Below are 19508 nucleotides of genomic sequence, written 5' to 3'. Positions count from 1 at the left end.
GCATCCGTCAATATTCCGCCGGAATGGTCAGCACCTCGGCCTCCGGCGCCTCCAGGAAGCGCCGGACCGCAGAAGGCAGATGCCGCGATCCGAACGGAAGCAGCCCGCAGCGCGAAAGCATCTGGCGTTTGTCCGGATCCAGCCCGATATGCCGCCAGATCATCCGCGAGGCGTAGGGCAGGTTCTCCTTGCGCCACGAGACCCCCATCGTGGTGCCGCGCAGATAGACCCGCTGGTGCACCTCGAATGGCATCAGGATCGTCTGCGCCAGCATCGACGCCTGCCCCACCGTGCGCTCGGCCATGAAGATGCGGTTTCGCCAGAAGGTGACAAGGCCGACATATTTCGAGAACTGCTCGATCTCGTTCGCCTTATCGCGAATGCGCTCGATCGACTTCACCCGGATCGAGCCACCTTCCTCGTAGATATGCGCGCAGGAACAGACGACGAAGCCGGGCCAGGAGAGCGAAAGATGATAGGTTTGGTAGTAGCCGAAATGGTGGCGAAGGGCTGCGGCATCGCCCGGAAATCCTTCCAGAAGCTGACCCGCTTCCAGACGGTGTCGTTCGGGGCGGATCATGCGGGCCTCGAAGAGCTTCGGCGCCAGTGAGAAATCCTCGGCCGAAAGCCCGAAGAACGCCGCGGTCCGCGCTACATTGTGAGCGGAAGGCCGCGCCTCGCCATTGATGTAGCGGTTGAACTGCTGACGGTTGATGCCGATCTCCCGGCAAACCTGCGAGATCGAGCGCCGCGTCGCACAGGCAAAACGCAGATTTGTTGCGAATGTGTCGTCCTGCTGCAAGTGCTCCACCCCTCGGATTGCGGGTAGCGTAAACCAGCGAAAAAACGCGTCAAGTCGCGAAATTGTCTGGTGCCCGGCAGGCGCTAGGTTTCTCTCGAACAAAACACGCAAGGGGAACTGGAAATGACCGAATTCACGAAGCGTCCCGACGGCCTCATCGTACCGGCCGGCATCAACCGGCGCGGTTTCCTCGCAGGCACGGCAGCGCTCGGCCTCGCCGCCGGCATCGGGAGCTCCATCGGCTTGGGCGAGGCACGAGCGCAGGAGCCCAAACGCGGCGGCCACCTGAAGCTCGGCCTCGACGGCGGAGCGACGACCGATTCGCTCGATCCGGCAAGCTATAGCGGTTCGGTATCCTTCGTGATCGGCCATCTCTGGGGCGACACGCTGGTCGAGTCCCACCCCGAGACCGGCGCTCCGCTGCCCGCGATCGCCTCCTCCTGGGAGTCGTCGGCAGATGCTTCGGTCTGGACGTTCAAGATCCGGAACGACATCGCTTTCCACGACGGCAAGAAACTGACCGTCGCGGACGTGATCGCAACATTGAAGCGGCATTCCGACGAAGGCTCCAAGTCGGGAGCGCTCGGGCTGATGCGGTCCGTCAAGGCGATCGAGGAAAAAGCCGGCGACCTCGTCCTGACGCTGACGGAAGGCAATGCGGACCTGCCGCTCCTCTTGACCGACTATCATCTCATCATCCAGCCCGGCGGCGGCGTCGACAACCCCGCCTCGCCGATCGGCACTGGGCCCTACAAGCTTGCAAGCTATGAGGCCGGCATCCGGGCAACCTTCGAGAAGAACACCGCCGACTGGCGTTCGGACCGCGGCTATGTCGACAGCGTCGAGATCATCGTCATGAACGACAACACGGCCCGCATTGCGGCACTTTCCTCCGGGCAGGTGCATTTCATCAACGGCGTCGATCCGAAGACCGTGCCGCTTCTGAAGCGTGCGCCCCGCGTCGAGATCCTGCAGACCTCGGGCAAGGGCTTCTACAGCTTCCTCATGCATTGCGACACGGCCCCCTTCGACAACAATGACCTGAGGCTCGCGCTGAAATATGCGATCGACCGGCAGGCTATTCTCGACCGCGTGCTCGGCGGCTATGGCACGCTCGGCAACGATTATCCGGTCAACGAAAACTACGCGCTGGCACCTGAAGGCATCGAGCAGCGCGCCTACGACCCCGACAAGGCCGCCTTCCATTACAAGAAGTCCGGCCACGACCGGCCGATCCTGCTGCGTACCTCCGATGCCGCCTTCCCGGGCGCGGTCGATGCCTCGGTCCTCTTCCAGGAAAGCGCCCGCAAGGCCGGTATCGAAATCGAAGTACGCCGCGAGCCGGAAGACGGCTACTGGACCAATGTCTGGAATGTCCAGCCCTTCTGCGCTTCCTACTGGGGCGGCCGCCCGACGCAGGATTCCCGCTATTCCACCTCCTATCTTTCGAGTGCGGAATGGAACGACACGCGTTTCAAGCGGGAGGACTTCGACAAACTGCTCCTGCAGGCGCGCTCCGAACTTGACGAAGCCAAGCGCAAGGAGCTCTACCACACCATGGCACTCATGGTGCGCGACGAAGGCGGCCTCATCCTGCCGGTCTTCAATGATTATGTGAACGCCGCCTCCGCTTCGCTGAAAGGCTTCGTGCACGACATCGGCAACGACCTTTCCAACGGCTACGTCGGAAGCCGCGTCTGGTTCGACAGCTAAAGTGCAACGGGAAGGTGCAGGTGGTTCTCCGCCTGCGCCTCGCGTCTCAACAGTCAAGCACCGATCGGAGGCAGCCAACATGGCCGAGCGTAATTTCACCGTCATCGAAAACGAATGGATAACCCTGGAGGACGGGACCCGGCTTGCCGCACGCATCTGGATGCCTGAGGGCACCGAGCAGAAGCCGGTGCCGGCAGTCCTGGAATACCTGCCCTACCGCAAGCGCGACGGGACCTGTGCACGGGACGAATCCACCTACCCTGCCTTCGCGGCCGCCGGGATCGCCGGCGTTCGCGTCGACATCCGCGGCTCGGGCGAGTCCGAGGGCGTGATCGACGGCGAATATACCCCGCGCGAACTCTCCGACGGCTGCGAGATCATCGAATGGATTGCGGCACAGCCCTGGTCGAACGGCAAGGTCGGGATGATGGGCATCTCCTGGGGCGGCTTCAACTGTCTGCAGGTAGCTGCCCTCAAGCCCCCGGCCCTCAAGGCGGTGATCTCGATCGCCTCGACCGTCGACCGCTACAATGACGACATCCACTACAAGAACGGCTGCCATCTCTCGGCGCAACTCTCCTGGGCGGCAACCATGCTCGCCTACCAGTCCCGATCGCCCGACCCGGAACTCGTCGGCGAGCGCTGGCGGGAGATGTGGCTGGAGCGCCTCGAGAACGAGCCCTTCTTCCTGGAGGAATGGCTGGAACACCAGCGCCGCGACGATTTCTGGCGGCATGGCTCGATCTCAGAGGATTTCGACGGCTTTCCGATCCCCGCGCTGGTGATCGCCGGCTGGGCGGACGGCTACCGCAACACGCCGATCAAGGCGGTCGAGGGGCTCGGCGGCAAGGCCAAGGCGCTCATCGGCCCGTGGGTCCACAAATATCCGCATTTCGCCTGGCCGAAGCCGCGAGCAGACTTTCTCGGAGAGGCGATCCGCTGGTGGAACCGCTGGCTTCGCGACGAAAAGAACGATGCCGAGCAATTGCCGCAGATGCGCGCCTATATCCTCGACGGTCCGAGGCCCGCGGTCAGGCGCAATGAAGACCCGGGCCGCTGGATCGCCAAGGACGTCTGGACCACGCCGGAAATGCGGACCTTCGCGGTTTCGAGCGAGGGAGGCCTGGCGGCCGGTTCCCCATCCAGGCGCGGGATCGGCGACGTTTACCTGCGTTCGCCGCTCGATACCGGCACTGCTGCCGGTGAGTATTTCACGCTGAAACCCGACGCCGAGATGCCCGGCGACCAGCGCATCGACGATGCGGGCTCGCTCACTTTCGACACGCACCCGCTGCTCGAGGCGGAGGACTATCTCGGCCAGCCTGTGCTCGACCTCGAGCTTTCCTGCAGTGCCGAAACCGCCAATCTCGCCGCGCGTATCGTCGATGTCCATCCGGACGGAACGTCGACCCGCGTCGCCTTCGGCGTTCTCAACCTGGCGCACCGCAACGGCAATGCCAAGCCGGTGCCGATGGAGAAGAACCGCAAGACGCGCGTCACGCTGGTGCTCGATGCCTGCGGCTACCGCTTCCGTGCCGGCCACCGCATCCGGCTGTCGCTGTCGACATCCTACTGGCCGATCATCCTGCCGTCGCCGACCGATCCGGGCGTCACGATCGACACGGCCAGCGTCTCGCTTTCCCTGCCGCTTCTCGGCGACCATCGCGAGATCGTCGTGCCGCAGCCGGCCAATCCCGACCCGTTGCCGCACTATATCGAGCATTCACCGGCCGAAACGCGCCGCATCGTCGAACGCGACATGACCAAGGGCCGGACGCATTATCGGATCTACGAGAATACCGGCCTCGTCGAGCATCCCGGCACCGGCAATGCGACGCAGGACATCCGCGACGAAACCTGGACGATCGCACCGGACGATCCGCACTCCATCACGGGCGTTTCGACCTGGACCTGCATCGCTCGGCGTGGGCAGCAATCGCTGAAGACCGTCTCGACCTCCCGCCTCGGCTGTACGGAAACCGAGTGGATCACCTCCGCCAAGGTCGAGGCTTTCGAGGATGAAACGAAGATCTTCGAGAAGACCTTCGAGAAGCGGATCCGGCGGGATTTCATGTGAGGGATCGGCGCGCGACCGCCCCTCATCCGCCTGCCGGCACCTTCTCCCCGTTTTGACGCGTTTTGACGGGGACTCGGGAAGACGTCTCTATGCCCCTCTCCCCGATCTTGCGTACGGGGAGAGGTTCAAACTCACTGCGTTCAGTTGTCCCTGCGGCTGAGCGTCTGCAACACTTCGACGGCCCTTTTCGCGTCCGCCGCGGGCACGAAGATGTGGTCGTGGTAATAGGCCGCCACCACATTGGCGCTGATGCCCGCCTGCGTCAGTGCGCCGGAAACCGCCGCCGTCAGTCCTACGGCTTCGAGTGCGGAATGGACGCTGAGCGTAATCAGCCGCAGCACCGGTCCATAGGAAAGTCCCGCCGCCTCGGCACGGGCCCGCTCGAGGATGAGCGTAATCCCCTCATTTTCGCGAAAGGTTCCGATCGGCTCAAGCGCGAACCAGGCCGCAGCGCGACCTTCAACCGTGCAATAGACATACTCGCCGTCATGCAGCATCGGCTCCATCTCTGCCAGCAGTCGCTTGAGATCCGTCTCGCCGCTCATCGCCGCCTCAAGCCGTACCGGCCAATCTCGCCACAGCTTGCACCAGACGGGCGAAGCCCTCCTGTGCGCCGGGGCTCATGCGGCGCGCCCGGAGCCAGGAATGGACCATCTGCGGCTCTTCCCGGTAGGTGACGTCCACGCCCGCCTGGGCGAGCCGGGCTGCATAGGCGCGCGCATCGTCGCGCAACGGATCGAAATGGGCGCCGGAAACATAGGCCGGGGGAAGCCCGGACAGGTCCGCGGCCTTCAGCGGGTGCGCAAAGGGTTGATCCGCCGGTGCCTTCAGCACCTCGCGGTAATAGTCGACGTCGGCGGTGGAAAGCAGCGGCGCCTCGGCCATCTCGATATAGGAGCCGCGCGTCAGATCGCCGCCGAGGCCGGGATAGATCAGGACCTGGCCGACGATGCCGGCGAGCCCCTCAGCCTTCGCCTTCAGTACGATACCGGCTGACAGGTTGCCGCCGGCACTGTCGCCGGCGACGACGAGCGGGCGCCCATCGGCAAGAAGCGCTCCCAGCACGTCGTAGCAGTCTTCGAAGGCTGCGGGCCATAGATGTTCGGGGGCAAGGCGATAGTCCACCGACACCAGCTCGACCCGTGCACCATGGGCAAGCTCGGCGCAGATCGCATCGTGGCTCTCAAGCGAGCCGACGACGAAGCCGCCGCCATGGATATAGAAGACGCGCGTCTCGCTCGCGACCTCCGCCGGACGGTAGTACCGCACCGGAATTCGCCCAGCCACCCGCTCGTCCCGCCGGGTCAGCCCTTCGGGAGACGGCGCGTCGAACTCGGCGCAGAGTGCATCATACCATTGCCGTTGCTGCTCGACGGAGGCATTGACCGCATCGGCGGGATAGAACGCCTCGCAACGTTCGTGAAAGGCGCGAATCCCCGCTTCCGTCGGCATTGGCTTTGTCGTTTTCGAATCCATCCTGTTCCCCCTCACCGCACCTTAACAGCGTCGCGCCGGCGTGCACGACGAAATGCGTCAGCCCTGCTGCCGTTCACGCCGTGCTTGCGTTCCCTGCGGCGCACGGTGTTAATTCGCACATGGCATTCACACTCCGGCAATTGCAATATTTCGTCGCCGTCGCCGAGCAGGGCTCGGTCACCCGCGCGGCGCAGAACCTCTCCATCTCTCAATCATCGATCACCGAGGCAATCAAGGAGCTCGAAACCGATCTCGGCGTCGAGCTCTTCGACCGGCACCCCCGCGGCCTTGCGATCACCCATAACGGGCATCAGTTTCTGCGCCACGCGACCAAGATCCTCGCCGATGTCTCCGATGCGCGGCGCAGCTTCTCCGACAGCCGCGAGGAACGCGGTGGCAAGCTCAATCTCGGCGTCACGTCCCTCGTCGCCGGCTACGTGCTCTCCGACCTGCTTGCGCGCTACCGCCGCGCCTGCCCCGGCGTGGAGGTGAGCGCCATCGAGGACAATGGCTCCTATCTCGAGCACCTCCTGATCGGCGGCGAGCTCGACGTCGCCGTGATGGTCATCTCGAATCTGCGCGACCGCATGGCGCTGCAGGCGGAAATCCTCGAAACCTCTCCTTACCGCCTGTGGCTGCCGATCGGCCATCCGCTCGTCAGCGCCGGCATCGCGCTTCTGCCTGACCTCGTCTACCGCCCCTGGTCGCTCGAAGGCGACCGGATCGAAAGCCGCGATGTTTCCGGGGCGCTGCCGGTGGTGCAGGTCGGCATGGTCTGGCGCAAGGGTTCGAGCCTGCCACAGTCCGCGCGCGATTTCGTCGGCGTCGCCGAAGCGCTGCGCAGCGCCCGCCCGCGATGAACTCAGATATCGGAAATACCGATATCGGCATTCTGATTAATGAATTTGCGAATACGGAGAAACCAAGGCACGCTTCGATCCGGGAACAAAGCCGCTAACGGCATGAAACTGGGGAGACTTCCGATGAAGCAGATCCTGAAATCCTGCACCGCACTTACCCTGTCGCTCGGCCTCGCCGCCCCTGCGCTGGCGCAGGAGCCGCTGAAAGAGCTCGGTCAGAGCGAAGGTGCGCTCTCGATCGTCGCCTGGGCGGGCTATATCGAGCGCGGCGAGACCGACAAAAATTACGACTGGGTCACCGATTTCGAGAAGAAGACCGGTTGCAAGGTCAGCGTCAAGACGGCGGCCACCTCCGACGAAATGGTCGCGCTGATGAACGAAGGCGGTTTCGACCTGGTGACCGCCTCCGGAGACGCATCGCTGCGCCTCGTCGCTGGAAAGCGCGTCCAGCCGATCAATACCGATCTCATCCCCAGCTGGAAGACGATCGACGAGCGCATGCAGAACGCGCCGTGGCACACCGCCAACGGCGTCCACTACGGCACCCCCTATGTCTGGGGCCCGAACGTGCTGATGTACAATACCGAAGCCTTCAAGGATCAGCCGCCGAAGAGCTGGAAAGTCGTTTTCGAGGAAATGACGCTGCCCGACGGCAAGTCCAACAAGGGCCGCGTCCAGGCCTATGACGGCCCGATCCATGTCGCGGACGCCGCCAACTACCTGATGGCGCACAAGCCCGATCTCGGCATCAAGGATCCTTACGAGCTCAACGAAGATCAGTACAAGGCCGCACTCGATCTGTTGCGCACCCAGCGCACCCTCGTCGGCCGCTACTGGCACGACGCGATGATCCAGATCGACGACTTCAAGAACGAGGGCGTCGTCGCCTCCGGCTCCTGGCCCTTCCAGGTCAACCTGATGCAGGCCGAGAAGCAGCCGATCGCCTCCGTCATCCCGGAAGAAGGCGTGACGGGCTGGGCCGATACGACAATGCTGCATGCCGACAGCGAGCATCCGAACTGCGCCTATATGTGGATGGAGCATTCGCTCTCGCCGAAGGTCCAGGGAGATGTATCCGCCTGGTTCGGTGCCAACCCCTCCGTCGGTGCCGCCTGCAAGGGCAACGAGCTTCTGACCGACGAAGGTTGCAAGACCAACGGCTACGACGACTTCGAGAAGGTCAAGTTCTGGAAGACGCCGGTGACGAAATGCGAAAGCCAGGGCGAGTGCGTGCCCTATCATCGCTGGGTCTCCGACTATATCGGTGTGATCGGCGGGCGGTAAGCCCTGCCTTCAGCGCAAGCGTTTGCCCCTCACCCTACAGCGCCGCGCGTCTTATGAGACGCGCAAAGGTCGCTGTAGCACTTTGATCTGCTGCATGTTTTTGTCCTTTAATCGGATGCGATTAAAGGAAACATGCAGTAGCCCTCTCCCCGCAGGCGGAAAGGGGACGAGTAAGCCGCGCCCGCTCGATGAAATGAAGCCCGAGAGGGAGCCCCGAGTCGCCTTCTCCCCGCAAGCGGGGAGAAGGTGGCGGCAGCCGGATGAGGGGCCGAAATCTCGCCGAAATCTCCTGGAGTATCGCAATGAACGCCGCCGTCCTCTTCGACAATGTTTCCCGCTATTTCGGCGCCGTGCGTGCCGTCGATCGCGTGAACCTCGAGATCGCCGAGGGCGAGTTCTTCGCGATGCTCGGTCCATCGGGCTCGGGCAAGACCACCTGCCTGAGGCTGATGGCAGGGTTCGAGCAGCCGACCGGAGGCCACATCGAGATCTTCGGCGAGACCGCCGAAGGCGTGCCGCCCTACCGGCGCAGCGTCAACACCGTCTTCCAGGACTACGCCCTCTTCCCGCATCTCTCCATTCTCGACAACGTCGCCTACGGCCTGATGGTCAAGGGCGTCGGACGCGAGGAGCGCCGCAGGGCGGCCGAGGATGCGCTCGCCATGGTGAAGCTTCCGGGCTACGGCACGCGCCGGCCCGGACAGCTTTCCGGCGGCCAGCGCCAGCGCGTGGCGCTCGCCCGCGCGCTCGTCAACAAGCCGAAGGTTCTGCTTCTCGACGAGCCGTTGGGCGCGCTCGATCTGAAGCTGCGCGAACAGATGCAGGAGGAATTGAAGACGCTGCAGAAGTCGTTGGGCATCACCTTCGTCTTCGTCACCCATGATCAGGGCGAAGCGCTCTCGATGGCCGACAGGATCGCCGTCTTCAACGAGGGCCGTATCCAGCAACTGGGAAGCCCGGAGGAGGTCTACAACCGTCCGCAGACCCGTTTCGTCGCCGATTTCGTCGGCTCCTCCAACGTGCTTTCCGAGGACCTCTGCCGCCGACTGGGGCTGAAGGCTTCCTTCGCGAGCCTGCGCCCGGAGGCTGTGGCCATTGCGCCGCCGAGCGACGGAGTGCTGAGCCTTTCCGGCACTGTCGCTTCGCAGAGCTTCCTCGGCGCCACCAACCGAATCCTGATCGACGTCGAGGGTGCCCGCATCGCCGTGGCGAGCCCGGCGGCGCGTGGCGTTCCAGCGGTCGGCAGTCCGGTCACGATCAGCTTCGCCGCGCACGACCTCCACCCGATGGAGGACGCATGACGATCGTCGCCGAAAGCATCATGCTTCCGCAACGCCGCAGCACGGCGGGCCGCCTCTCGGATTTCTTCTGGCGGCACCCGCATGTGCTGCTTGCGATCTTTCTCGCACCCCCGCTCCTCTGGCTCGGGATCGTCTATCTCGGTTCGCTCTTCGCGCTGCTTCTGCAGAGCTTCTTCTCGATCGACGACTTCTCCGGGCTCATAAATTACGAGTTCACGCTCGCCACCTATCGGCAGCTCTTGAGCGAATCCAATCTCGACATCATCATCCGCACCGTCTCGATGGCCGCTCTGGTGACGCTCGTCTCGGCGCTCATTGCCTTTCCGATCGCCTATTACGCCGCCCGCTACGCGCGGGGGAAATGGAAGGCGCTCTTCTATCTCGCCGTCATGCTGCCGCTCTGGTCGAGCTATCTCGTCAAGATCTATGCCTGGAAGCTGATCCTCGCAAAGGAAGGCATCCTGACCTGGTTCTTCGGAAAGCTGAACCTTCTCTGGCTGATCGATGCCTGGCTCTCTCTTCCCGTCGTCGGCGGCAATTCGCTGTCCGTCAGCTATACGGGCACCTTCATCGTCTTCGTCTATGTCTGGATGCCGTTCATGATCCTGCCCATCCAGGCGGCGCTCGAGCGCGTGCCGGCCAATCTGATCGAAGCTTCGTCGGACCTCGGCGGAACGCCCGCCCAGACCTTCCGCCATGTGCTCTTTCCGCTGGCGCTGCCGGGCATCGTCGCCGGATCGATCTTCACCTTCTCGCTGACGCTCGGCGACTACATCATCCCGCAGATCGTCGGCTCCTCGCGGCTCTTCATCGGTCAGGCGGTCTACGCGCAGCAGGGCACCGCCGGAAACATTCCGCTCGCCGCCGCCTTCACGGTCGTGCCGATCGTCATCATGGGCGCCTATCTCTGGATGGCCAAACGCATGGGGGCCTTCGATGCGCTCTGAGAAGGCGAACTCCGCTCCATTGGGTCTGAAGATCGCGGCCGCCGCCGGCCTCGCCTTCATGCATCTGCCGATCCTGCTGATCTTTCTCTACGCCTTCACGACCGAGGAGAAGAGCTACCAGTTTCCGCCGCCGGGGCTGACCACGCAATGGTTCGCCGTCGCCTGGAACCGGCCGGATGTCTGGGCGGCGCTGACGCTCTCCGTCAAGGTCGCCTCGATCGCGACGGCGGTAGCCCTCGTCCTCGGCACCCTCTGCGCCGCTGCCGTCAGCCAGACCCGTTTCTTCGGCCGCGAGACGATCTCGCTCCTCGTCATCCTCCCGATCGCGCTTCCCGGCATCATCACCGGCATTGCGCTGCGCTCCGCCTTCTCCATGGCCGACATCCCCTTCTCCTTCTGGACGATCGTGCTCGGCCACGCGACCTTCTGCATCGTCGTCGTCTACAACAATGCGGTCGCCCGCTTCCGCCGCATTTCCGGCTCGCTGATCGAGGCTTCCATGGATCTCGGCGCCGACGGTTTCCAGACCTTCCGCTACGTGATCCTGCCGAATATCGGCACGGCCCTGCTTGCCGGAGGCATGCTCGCTTTCGCGCTTTCCTTCGACGAGGTGATCGTCACGACCTTCACGGCCGGGCAGCAATCGACCCTGCCGATCTGGATGCTGGAAGAGCTGATCCGCCCGCGCCAGCGCCCGGTTACCAACGTCGTCGCCATGGTCGTCGTGATGGCCACCTTCCTGCCGATCCTCGGCGCCTATTACCTGACCCGCGACGGCGACCAGATCGCCGGCGCCGGCAAATGACATTTCGCACTTGAAGGGAGAACAGACATGGACACCCAGCTCTTGATCGGATCGCGCTTCGAAGCCGGAACCGAGGCCGAGGAACACATCCTCAATCCGCGGACGGGCGCCGGGATCATCGACATCGCGGAGGCCTCCCACGCGCAGATCGACGCCGCCGTCGACGCTGCCGAGCGCGCCTTCGTCGGCTGGTCGCAGACGACGCCGGCCGAACGCTCCAACGCCCTTTTGAAGATCGCCGATGCGATCGAGAAAGAAGCCGACGAATTCGCCGCGCTGGAGGCGCTGAACTGCGGCAAGCCGATCAATGCGGTGAAGAACGACGAGTTGCCCGCGATCATCGATTGCTGGCGCTTCTTCGCCGGTGCGGTGCGCAATCTGCATGCGCCGGCGGCTGGCGAATATCTGCCGGGCCACACGTCGATGATCCGCCGCGATCCGATCGGCATCGTCGGCTCGATCGCGCCGTGGAACTATCCCCTGATGATGATGGCCTGGAAGCTGGCGCCGGCGATCGGCGGCGGCAACACCGTTGTCTTCAAGCCATCCGAACAGACGCCGCTGACGGCGCTGAAACTTGCGCGGCTGATCGCCGACATTCTCCCCGAAGGCGTCGTCAACGTCATCACCGGCCGCGGCGAGACCGTCGGCAACGCGCTGATCAACCATCCGAAGGTCGGCATGGTATCGATCACCGGCGACATCGCCACCGGCAAGAAGGTGCTCGCGGCCGCCGCCAAGACGGTAAAGCGCACCCATCTCGAGCTCGGCGGCAAGGCGCCGGTCATCGTCTATGACGACGCCGACCTCGAGGCGGTCGTCAACGGGATCCGCACCTTCGGCTACTACAATGCCGGTCAGGACTGTACCGCCGCCTGCCGCATCTATGCCGAAGCCGGCATCTACGAGAAGCTCGTCGCCGACCTCACCTCGGCGGTCTCCACAATCCGCTACAATCTCGACGACGACACTGAAAACGAGATCGGTCCGCTGATCTCCAGGCGCCAGCGCGACCGCGTGGCAAGCTTCGTCGAAAGGGCCGCCGACCAGAAGCACATCGAGATCACCACCGGCGGCCGCACGGGCAGCGACCAAGGCTTCTTCTTCCAGCCGACGGTCGTCGCGGGCGCCACTCAGGAGGACGAGATCGTCCGCCGCGAAGTCTTCGGCCCGGTCGTCTCCGTCACGCGCTTCACCGGCAAGGACGATGCCGTGGCCTGGGCGAACGACAGCGATTACGGCCTCGCCTCATCGGTCTGGACGAAGGACATCAGCAAGGCGATGAGGGCCGCGTCCCGTCTCCAATATGGCTGCACCTGGATCAACACACATTTCATGCTGACCAACGAAATGCCGCATGGCGGCATCAAACAGTCCGGCTATGGCAAGGACATGTCGGTCTATGCGCTGGAGGACTACACCGCCGTCCGGCACATCATGATCAATCACGGCTAGAGGCCGGCCCCTCATCCGCCTGCCGGCACCTTCTCCCCGCAAGCGGGGCGAAGGAGACTCGAGGCACCCTTCCGCTCTTACTTTCATCGAGCGCGCGGCCTACTCGTCCCCCTCGCCTCGCTCGCGGGGCGAGGATTAGTCCTCGGGTTAAACCCGAGGAGAGGGGCAACAGCGGGCTCCGACGCACGCACCCGCACGCTGCTGTTGCACATTTCCCACAATATCCTGAACATGACTCAAAAAGTCATGAAAACGGCTTGCGTTCAGCATAATCATGAGTGATTAGCTCACCTTATCAAATATAATGATTAAGGTTGCGTCGCATGCCCTCGAAATCCGCCCTCCGCCTGCCGTTGATCCGCCTTGCCCTCGCCGGCACGTCGGCCCTTGCCCTCGTCGCTACCGCACAGGCGCAGGAAGCAGAGCAGGAGACCGTTTCCAATGGCGACTCCACCGCCCTCGAAACATTGGTGGTCAACGGCAGCGGCGGGGTCATCACCGCCGAGGGCTATGTCGGAACCAGCAGCGCCACGGGAGCGAAGATTGACACCCCATTCCTGGAGACACCGCAGTCGATCTCGACGGTGACCGAACAGCAGTTGAAGGATCGCAATCCGCAGACGCTGCTGGAGACGCTCGCCTATACGCCCGGCACGCGCGTCGGAGCCTACGGCTTCGATCCCCGTTTCGATGCGTTCTTCGTCCGCGGTTTCGACGTGACCTATAGCGGCGTATTCCGTGACAATCTGCGCCAACCGGCCGCCGTGGACTCGATCTTCAAGAACGAGCCCTACGGGTTGGAAGGCGTTTCGATCCTGCGCGGCCCCTCCTCTGCCCTTTACGGCGCAACCGGAGCGGGCGGCCTTTACAACCTCATCACCAAGCGGCCGACTGAGGACACGCTCAGAGAGGTGCAGGTTCAATATGGCAGCCACGACCGATATCAGGGCCAGTTCGACTTTTCAGGTCCAGTGAATGAGAACGACCCTGTCTATTACCGCCTGACCGGTTTGTTGCGCGATGCCGACACCGAACAGGTTGGCCTCGCAGACGACCGTGCCTATATCGCGCCGGCCTTCACCTGGAAGCCGGACGAAGACACGAAGCTGACCGTTCTCGGCGAGTATTCGCGCACCAATTCGGGGGGCACGGCAACTTATTACAACGACCCGCTCACCGGCGAAGCAACCGACATATTTGCCGGCAATCCTGACTTCAACGACTCGGTACAGAAGCAGGGGCGTGTCGGCTATGAGTTCGAGCACCGGCTGAACGACACCTTTGTCTTCCGCCAGAACGCGCGCGTGTCCACTCTGAACATCGACGCGGACTGGGCCTTTGCCTATGCGCCGAACGCTGCCGATCCGACATTGCTCGACAGCAGCGCAGGCACATATGACGAGCGGCTGACCGCGTTCGTGATCGACAACCAGCTCGAAGCCAAATTCGACACGGGCGCCATCGAGCATACGCTGCTTGCCGGCGTCGATTATACGAAGCTGCGTTTCCGTGCGCTCGACGGGCGCGGCGTGTCGCCGCCGCTCGATACCAAGAATCCGACGCAGGGGCGTCCGGTCGACCCGATCGATTTCAATACGCGCACGGTCCAGGACCAGTGGCAGCTCGGTACCTACCTGCAGGACCAGATCCGTTACGACGCCTGGACATTGACTGTGGGCGGTCGCTACGACTGGGTCTCTACCGATACGGATACCACGGATCTCGCCACCGATTCGCTGACGACGGTTTCTCAGAAGGACAAGGAGTTCTCCGGCCGCATAGGGCTCACATACCAGACCGACTTCGGCCTCGCCCCCTATATAAGCTACTCGACGGCGTTCACGCCCAATGCCGGCATCAACAGGGAAACGAACCAGCCCTTTAAGCCGACCGAGAGCGAGCAGCAGGAAATCGGCGTCAAATACCTTCTGCCGAACAGCAACACGCTGATCACCGCCGCGCTCTTCAACATCGATCAGAAGAATGGCCTCTATCTCGAAGCCTCCGGCGATACCGCTATCCAGGTACAGCGGGGAAAACTGCGTTCGCGCGGTTTTGAGATCGAAGCGAATACCAGCCTTGACAACGGCCTTTCGCTTATAGCTTCTTACGCCTATACCGATGTGAAGATCATTCAGGGTCCTTCAGGCACGATTGGAAACTATGTCTCGTCCGCTCCACAGCACATGGCGTCGATTTGGGCCCATTATACATTGCCGGAAGATGGTCCTTTTTACGGGTTCAGCCTGGGTGGAGGCGCGCGTTTCGTCGGATCAAGTTACGGCAACGACGAAAACACCTTCAAGAATAGTTCGCGTGTTCTCTTCGATGCTTCCGTCGGCTACGACTTCGCAGCGATCGACCAGAAATATGAGGGTCTGCATCTGCAGGTGAATGCCACCAATCTGTTCGACCGCCGCGAGGCCGTGTGCACCGCCGGCTACTGCCATCGCGATCAGGGCCGCACCGTTATCGGCTCGCTGCGCTATAACTGGTAAGCGACATGACAACAGCCGGGCATGAAAGCATGGCGGCAATCGACGAGCCGAAAGGTCTGTCGGCGGCCTTTGCGGGACCGCATGCCTGGTGCAACGAGAAGATGATGCTGTCGGAGAATCTTTCCGACGGCATTCCGCTGTCCGACTTCTTCGCCTCCGGCGCCTTCGACCGGACGCTCTCGCACTATGCCGGGGCCTCCGGCGGCACGGACCGCCGCGCCGTGGCCTCCATGTGGTCGCTCTATTATTTCTCCGCCCTGACCATCCCCTATGTCGTCGCCCGGGTGCTGGACCACCAGGCGCTGCCGGCGGATTTCGACCAGATGACGGTGGCGCTCTCCGACGACGGACTGCCCCGCGCCTTCGGGGTCGCGACTGCAGGTCAGTGGCGCGACGATGACGGGCGTGACATCTTCGCCCTGATCGGCTCGCTCGTGGACGAGCACCTTGCCAAAGTGGTGCCGCATCTCAAGGCGGTTGGCGGCATATCGCCCAGGCTCGCCTGGAACAATGCCGCCGTTTACATCGATTATGCGCTTCGAACCGCCGGGACCGACCCCATGAGCGACCAGGCCGATGCGATGGTCGGTCGCCGGCTGATGCCCAACGGCGCTCCCAATCCTTTCTTCGACTGTCTGCGCCAGGAGGAAGAGGACGGGACGCGCGTCTGCCGGCGCAAGATCTGCTGCCTGAGATATCTCCTCCCGGGCATCCCGAGCTGCGGCAGCCTCTGCGCCCTTCCAAGCCAAAGGAAACAATAGCCTTGTCTCGTCTGCTGCTCTGCCGCCGAAGCCTCGTTCGCGTCCTTGCCTTCCTGGCGATCGCCTTCTCGCCGCTCGTCGCGCTGGCGCAGGCACAATGGCCGATGACGGTCACCGACGCCGTCGGACGACAGGTTACGATCCCCGCACCGCCCAAAGCGGTACTGCTCGGCACGGGCTTCAATCTCGTGGCCCTTTCGCTCATTCATCCGGACCCGGTAAGCCTTCTCGCAGGCTGGTCCGGCGACATGAAGGGCGACAATCCCGAGATATACGAAAGCTATCTGCGCAAGTTCCCGAAGCTCGCCGATGTGCCGCTGATCGACGACGGAAGCGGCCCTGGGCTCTCCTTCGAGACCATCCTGACGCTCAAGGCCGATCTTGCCGTCCTCGCCAACTGGCAGGCGGACACCGAGGCGGGCCGGCGCGCGATGGAATATCTCGAAAGCACCGGCGTGCCGGTCATCGTCGTCGACTTCAACAACGAGGTGCTCAAGAACACGCCGGACAACATGCGTCTCCTCGGCAAGGTCTTCGAGAGAGAAGAACAGGCGGAAGACTTCGCCCGCTTCTACGAGGAGCGTCTTGCCCGGATTCGCGAGCGCGTTGCCGGGAGTTCCGAGCCGGGGCCGAAAGTTCTCATGGAAGCTTTCCCGGCGCCCGACCGTTGCTGCTGGGCCTATGGGGTCGGCGGCCTCGGCGAGTTCATCGCCATCACCGGCAGCCGCAACATCGCCGAGGGCGCATTGCCGCGTCCGGGCGGCATGATGAACGCGGAAGCGGTGATGGCCGAGAATCCGGATGTCTATATCGCCACCTCGTCGCCCGGCGGCAAATACAGCGGCTTTTCGATCGGCCCCGGCGTCACGGCGGAAGAGGCGGAAACAACCCTGACCGAATCCGTGGACAAGCCGGTGATGGCGAGCATAGCCGCCGTTCGCAACGGGCGTGTCCACGGCCTCTGGAATTTTTTCAACGCCGTTCCGCTGAACATCGTCGCGGCGGAGGCCTTCGCCTCGTGGCTGCGCCCCGATCTCTTTCCCGATGTCGATCCCGCCGCCACGCTCGCCGAGATCAACCGGCGTTTCGCGGCGGTACCTTTCGAAGGTTCCTATTGGATAAGCTTGAAGAAATGAGCTTCGGCTGAGTGTTGCGGCCTCTGCGAGGCAGAAGGGTCGAGGCAGGCGCGAACGATTGCCAGCGCCGCGCGTCCCTATATAAGGTTCTCCCAGGAGGATCTTCATGGCATGGCTGATTGCGTTACCGTTGGGCTTGGCGATCGTGTATCTCGCGGCTCGTTACGGTCGCTTCCGCAGCTGGATCGAACCGGTTCTTTCGATTGCGGTCGCGCTCGCCCTCAGCGCCGCCTTCCTCGTCTGGCTGAACGAGAGTGCTCCGGACGAGGTCCCAGCGCCTGCTCCGGACCAGCCTGAAACCGGGCTCACCGCCGACGATATCGTGCTCGAGAATATGACTGTCGAGCCAAGCCAGACGAGGCGCAGCTATCGCGTTCGCGGCACTGCCGCCAATGCGTCGGACTTGGCGCTCGAATATTTCCGCTTGACCGTAACGCTCGAGGATTGCCCGCAGGACGCCTGCAGGCACATCGGCGACGACACCGCGCTCATCCTGCTGAGAGTGCCGGGCGGCCAGAGCCGCCCGTTCGAGACGTTCCTCACCTTTCCCTTCCGACCGGATGAAGCGCCGACCGCTCCGAAATGGAGCTATAGGGTGAGTGAGGTCAGGGGCTCGAGCCGACGGTGATTTACGACGGTCTCGCCTGCATCCGCCCCTCATCCGCCTGCCGGCACCTCCTCCCCGCAAGCGGGGCGAAGGGACGCACGGCGCCGACCCATTCCACCTCACCGCTGCTGGAGGTCGTCCCCTCTCCCCGCCTGCGGGAAGAGGGCTCTCCTCGGGTTAAACCCGAGGAGAGGGGGCAAATCGCTGCCACTAAACGCATGAACAATCGTCTCAGCAATAGATCCCGAACCGCTCCCGTATCGCCCGGTCGACCTCCGTCGCGATCAGCGACGGAGCGGCATCGGCGAGGATGCGGTTCTTCCTCTCGATGGCACGGGCGACGAGATCCGGCCGGCCGATCTCGACCCATTCCTTCGGGCTCGTGCGGTCGGCCACCGCCGGATAGATATATTCCGTCTGCATCAGGCCGAGCGTCTGCGGATGGCCGAGATAGTGGCCGGGGCCGTCGAGGCAGACCGAACGCATGGTTTCGAGCGAAACCGAATCCTCGGTGACATCGATGCCGCGGATGCAGCGCTGCACCTGGCCCAGCAAGTCGTCTCCGAGCACCAGCGACTCCAGGCAGAAGCCGAGGAGCGATGCATGCATGCCGACCGCCTCGTACACCATGTTGAGCCCAGAGAGCCCAGCCATCACGTTGGAGATCGCCTGTTCCCAGCCGGCCTGCATGTCGGGAAGCTTCGCATCCGCAATGCCGGCGGCGGCGCCGCCAGGCAGGCGATAGAATTGGTGCATCTGCGCGCAGCCGGCCGTCAGCAATGCCTGTTCGCCGGAGCCGCCGGACATGGCGCCGGTCCTCAGATCGGAGACGAACGGCCAGGTGCCGAAGACGGCCGGATGGCCGGGCGAAAGCGCATTGACGTAGACGACGCCTGCAAGGCACTCGGCAACCGCCTGAACGATGGCGGTCGCGAGCGGCGCCGGGGCAGTCGCCCCCGCCTGTCCGGCGGATAGCAGCAGGACGGGCATGCCGCCACGGATGCACTTCTCCATGGTGATGCAGCTTTCCTCGGCGAATTTCATCGGCGGCACGACGAAGCAGTTCGAGTTCGAAACGAAGGGCCGCGCCCGCCACTTGTCCTCGCCGCCCGCGATCATGTGGATGAGATCGAAGCAGCCCTCCACATGCGAGGGATCGGAGAAGCTCGTCCCGACATGCTTCGTCGTTCCGGCGCAGCAGGCATAGAGCGTGTTGATGTCCATCAGGAAATTGTCGGAAACGTCCCGGCAGACCATGGCTCGCTGGAAGAAATGGACATTGTCCAGGTGATGGACGAGTTGCGCCGCATTCAGGAGGTCCTTGGCGGTCGATTCCCGGTATTCGCGCTTCTCGACGTCGACCACGTGCACCGCCGCGCCGGCCGTACCGTAATAGACGCGCGTGCCGCTGAGTTCGAGGTCCTGTTTCGGATCACGCGCGTAAAGGGTGATGTCGCGCGCGGCGATGGCCAGCATGTCCTCCACCAGTGCACGCGGGAAGCGGAGTCGTCCATCCTCGCCGAGGATGGCCCCGGCGCCGGTCATGATCTCGACGCCGGATTGCGGCGCGTTGGCAAGGCCGATCTGTTCCAGCGCATCGAGCGCCGCCTCGTGAATCCGTCTGACGTTGGCCTCCGTCAGCGGCTTGTACTGTCCGCCGGAAAGGCCCGGACGGACGGGGCGGATGTTTTCGGCAAGCGGCGACGAACGAAGCGCAACGCGCGCCGCCCGTCCGCCGGACCGTCTCGAACCCGCAACTGCGCATTCCTCAGCCATCATTCATCTC

General features: G+C 63.5%; 16 protein-coding genes. 12 read left to right on the top strand and 4 right to left on the bottom strand.

Translation table 11 applies throughout. The features are described 5' to 3' along the window. Positions 1–7: 7 nt before the first annotated feature. Positions 8–802, bottom strand: a complete 795-nt coding sequence (locus M1D43_RS01750) for a helix-turn-helix domain-containing protein (protein WP_153313245.1) — start codon at positions 800–802, stop codon at positions 8–10. 123 nt (positions 803–925) lie between these two features. On the opposite strand from M1D43_RS01750, the gene M1D43_RS01745 reads away from it, so the two are divergent. Both M1D43_RS01745 and M1D43_RS01740 read left to right on the top strand, forming a co-directional pair. Next, the gene (locus M1D43_RS01745; protein WP_127540279.1) at positions 926–2515 is read left to right on the top strand and encodes an ABC transporter substrate-binding protein; all 1590 of its coding nucleotides are present in this window, start codon (positions 926–928) and stop codon (positions 2513–2515) included. Positions 2516–2594: 79 nt separating this feature from the next. Then, positions 2595–4592 (top strand): CocE/NonD family hydrolase, encoded by a 1998-nt coding sequence (locus M1D43_RS01740; RefSeq protein WP_153313244.1) that lies wholly within the window; start codon positions 2595–2597, stop codon positions 4590–4592. Between the two features lie 140 nt (positions 4593–4732). Here M1D43_RS01740 and M1D43_RS01735 read toward each other — a convergent pair whose 3' ends face one another. Further along, on the bottom strand, positions 4733–5137 hold the full coding sequence (locus M1D43_RS01735) for an ACT domain-containing protein (RefSeq protein ID WP_010969811.1): 405 nt from the start codon (positions 5135–5137) through the stop codon (positions 4733–4735). A 7-nt stretch (positions 5138–5144) separates the two neighbouring features. Continuing rightward, the gene (locus M1D43_RS01730) at positions 5145–6068 is read right to left on the bottom strand and encodes an alpha/beta hydrolase (RefSeq protein ID WP_153313243.1); all 924 of its coding nucleotides are present in this window, start codon (positions 6066–6068) and stop codon (positions 5145–5147) included. A gap of 119 nt (positions 6069–6187) precedes the next feature. On the opposite strand from M1D43_RS01730, the gene M1D43_RS01725 reads away from it, so the two are divergent. The 10 genes from M1D43_RS01725 to M1D43_RS01680 all read left to right on the top strand — a co-directional run bounded on the left by M1D43_RS01725 (position 6188) and on the right by M1D43_RS01680 (position 17743). Beyond that, positions 6188–6928 (top strand): LysR family transcriptional regulator, encoded by a 741-nt coding sequence (locus M1D43_RS01725; protein ID WP_498814066.1) that lies wholly within the window; start codon positions 6188–6190, stop codon positions 6926–6928. A 123-nt stretch (positions 6929–7051) separates the two neighbouring features. Next, complete coding sequence (locus M1D43_RS01720) at positions 7052–8212, top strand: ABC transporter substrate-binding protein (protein WP_153313242.1); 1161 nt, start codon at positions 7052–7054, stop codon at positions 8210–8212. Between the two features lie 302 nt (positions 8213–8514). Next, the gene (locus M1D43_RS01715; RefSeq protein ID WP_192923397.1) at positions 8515–9513 is read left to right on the top strand and encodes an ABC transporter ATP-binding protein; all 999 of its coding nucleotides are present in this window, start codon (positions 8515–8517) and stop codon (positions 9511–9513) included. Continuing rightward, complete coding sequence (locus M1D43_RS01710; protein WP_153313239.1) at positions 9510–10460, top strand: ABC transporter permease; 951 nt, start codon at positions 9510–9512, stop codon at positions 10458–10460. The genes M1D43_RS01715 and M1D43_RS01710 overlap by 4 nt, the downstream gene beginning before the upstream one ends. Next, positions 10450–11265: an ABC transporter permease gene (locus M1D43_RS01705; protein WP_010969816.1), complete on the top strand. Its 816-nt coding sequence runs from the start codon at positions 10450–10452 to the stop codon at positions 11263–11265. The genes M1D43_RS01710 and M1D43_RS01705 overlap by 11 nt, the downstream gene beginning before the upstream one ends. 27 nt (positions 11266–11292) lie before the next feature. After that, positions 11293–12720, top strand: a complete 1428-nt coding sequence (locus tag M1D43_RS01700; protein WP_153313238.1) for a gamma-aminobutyraldehyde dehydrogenase — start codon at positions 11293–11295, stop codon at positions 12718–12720. Positions 12721–13043: 323 nt separating this feature from the next. Next, complete coding sequence (locus M1D43_RS01695; protein ID WP_153312964.1) at positions 13044–15218, top strand: TonB-dependent siderophore receptor; 2175 nt, start codon at positions 13044–13046, stop codon at positions 15216–15218. 29 nt (positions 15219–15247) lie between these two features. Continuing rightward, a complete protein-coding gene (gene fhuF / locus M1D43_RS01690; protein WP_153312965.1) occupies positions 15248–15979 on the top strand; it encodes a siderophore-iron reductase FhuF in 732 nt (243 codons plus the stop codon). A gap of 2 nt (positions 15980–15981) precedes the next feature. After that, positions 15982–17115 (top strand): ABC transporter substrate-binding protein, encoded by a 1134-nt coding sequence (locus M1D43_RS01685; protein ID WP_127615322.1) that lies wholly within the window; start codon positions 15982–15984, stop codon positions 17113–17115. Between the two features lie 106 nt (positions 17116–17221). Next, the gene (locus M1D43_RS01680) at positions 17222–17743 is read left to right on the top strand and encodes a hypothetical protein (protein ID WP_127517676.1); all 522 of its coding nucleotides are present in this window, start codon (positions 17222–17224) and stop codon (positions 17741–17743) included. A gap of 210 nt (positions 17744–17953) precedes the next feature. Here the strand turns inward: M1D43_RS01680 and M1D43_RS01675 are convergent, their stop codons facing one another. Beyond that, positions 17954–19498: a trimethylamine methyltransferase family protein gene (locus M1D43_RS01675; RefSeq protein ID WP_013844661.1), complete on the bottom strand. Its 1545-nt coding sequence runs from the start codon at positions 19496–19498 to the stop codon at positions 17954–17956. Positions 19499–19508 lie beyond the last annotated feature (10 nt).

This window comes from Ensifer sp. R1-3, from assembly GCF_056739175.1.
The sequence above is the reverse complement of the archived record's forward strand: the minus strand, read 5'-3'. Positions and strand labels throughout refer to the sequence as shown.

Coding starts and splice junctions, on each gene's coding strand:
- M1D43_RS01735 (WP_010969811.1), bottom strand. CDS start 5,137: ATGAGCGGCGAGACGGATCTCAAGCGACTGCTGGCAGAGATGGAGCCG.
- M1D43_RS01695 (WP_153312964.1), top strand. CDS start 13,044: ATGCCCTCGAAATCCGCCCTCCGCCTGCCGTTGATCCGCCTTGCCCTC.
- M1D43_RS01745 (WP_127540279.1), top strand. CDS start 926: ATGACCGAATTCACGAAGCGTCCCGACGGCCTCATCGTACCGGCCGGC.
- M1D43_RS01700 (WP_153313238.1), top strand. CDS start 11,293: ATGGACACCCAGCTCTTGATCGGATCGCGCTTCGAAGCCGGAACCGAG.
- M1D43_RS01705 (WP_010969816.1), top strand. CDS start 10,450: ATGCGCTCTGAGAAGGCGAACTCCGCTCCATTGGGTCTGAAGATCGCG.
- M1D43_RS01730 (WP_153313243.1), bottom strand. CDS start 6,068: ATGGATTCGAAAACGACAAAGCCAATGCCGACGGAAGCGGGGATTCGC.
- M1D43_RS01710 (WP_153313239.1), top strand. CDS start 9,510: ATGACGATCGTCGCCGAAAGCATCATGCTTCCGCAACGCCGCAGCACG.
- M1D43_RS01680 (WP_127517676.1), top strand. CDS start 17,222: ATGGCATGGCTGATTGCGTTACCGTTGGGCTTGGCGATCGTGTATCTC.
- fhuF (WP_153312965.1), top strand. CDS start 15,248: ATGGCGGCAATCGACGAGCCGAAAGGTCTGTCGGCGGCCTTTGCGGGA.
- M1D43_RS01715 (WP_192923397.1), top strand. CDS start 8,515: ATGAACGCCGCCGTCCTCTTCGACAATGTTTCCCGCTATTTCGGCGCC.
- M1D43_RS01740 (WP_153313244.1), top strand. CDS start 2,595: ATGGCCGAGCGTAATTTCACCGTCATCGAAAACGAATGGATAACCCTG.
- M1D43_RS01720 (WP_153313242.1), top strand. CDS start 7,052: ATGAAGCAGATCCTGAAATCCTGCACCGCACTTACCCTGTCGCTCGGC.
- M1D43_RS01725 (WP_498814066.1), top strand. CDS start 6,188: ATGGCATTCACACTCCGGCAATTGCAATATTTCGTCGCCGTCGCCGAG.
- M1D43_RS01675 (WP_013844661.1), bottom strand. CDS start 19,498: ATGGCTGAGGAATGCGCAGTTGCGGGTTCGAGACGGTCCGGCGGACGG.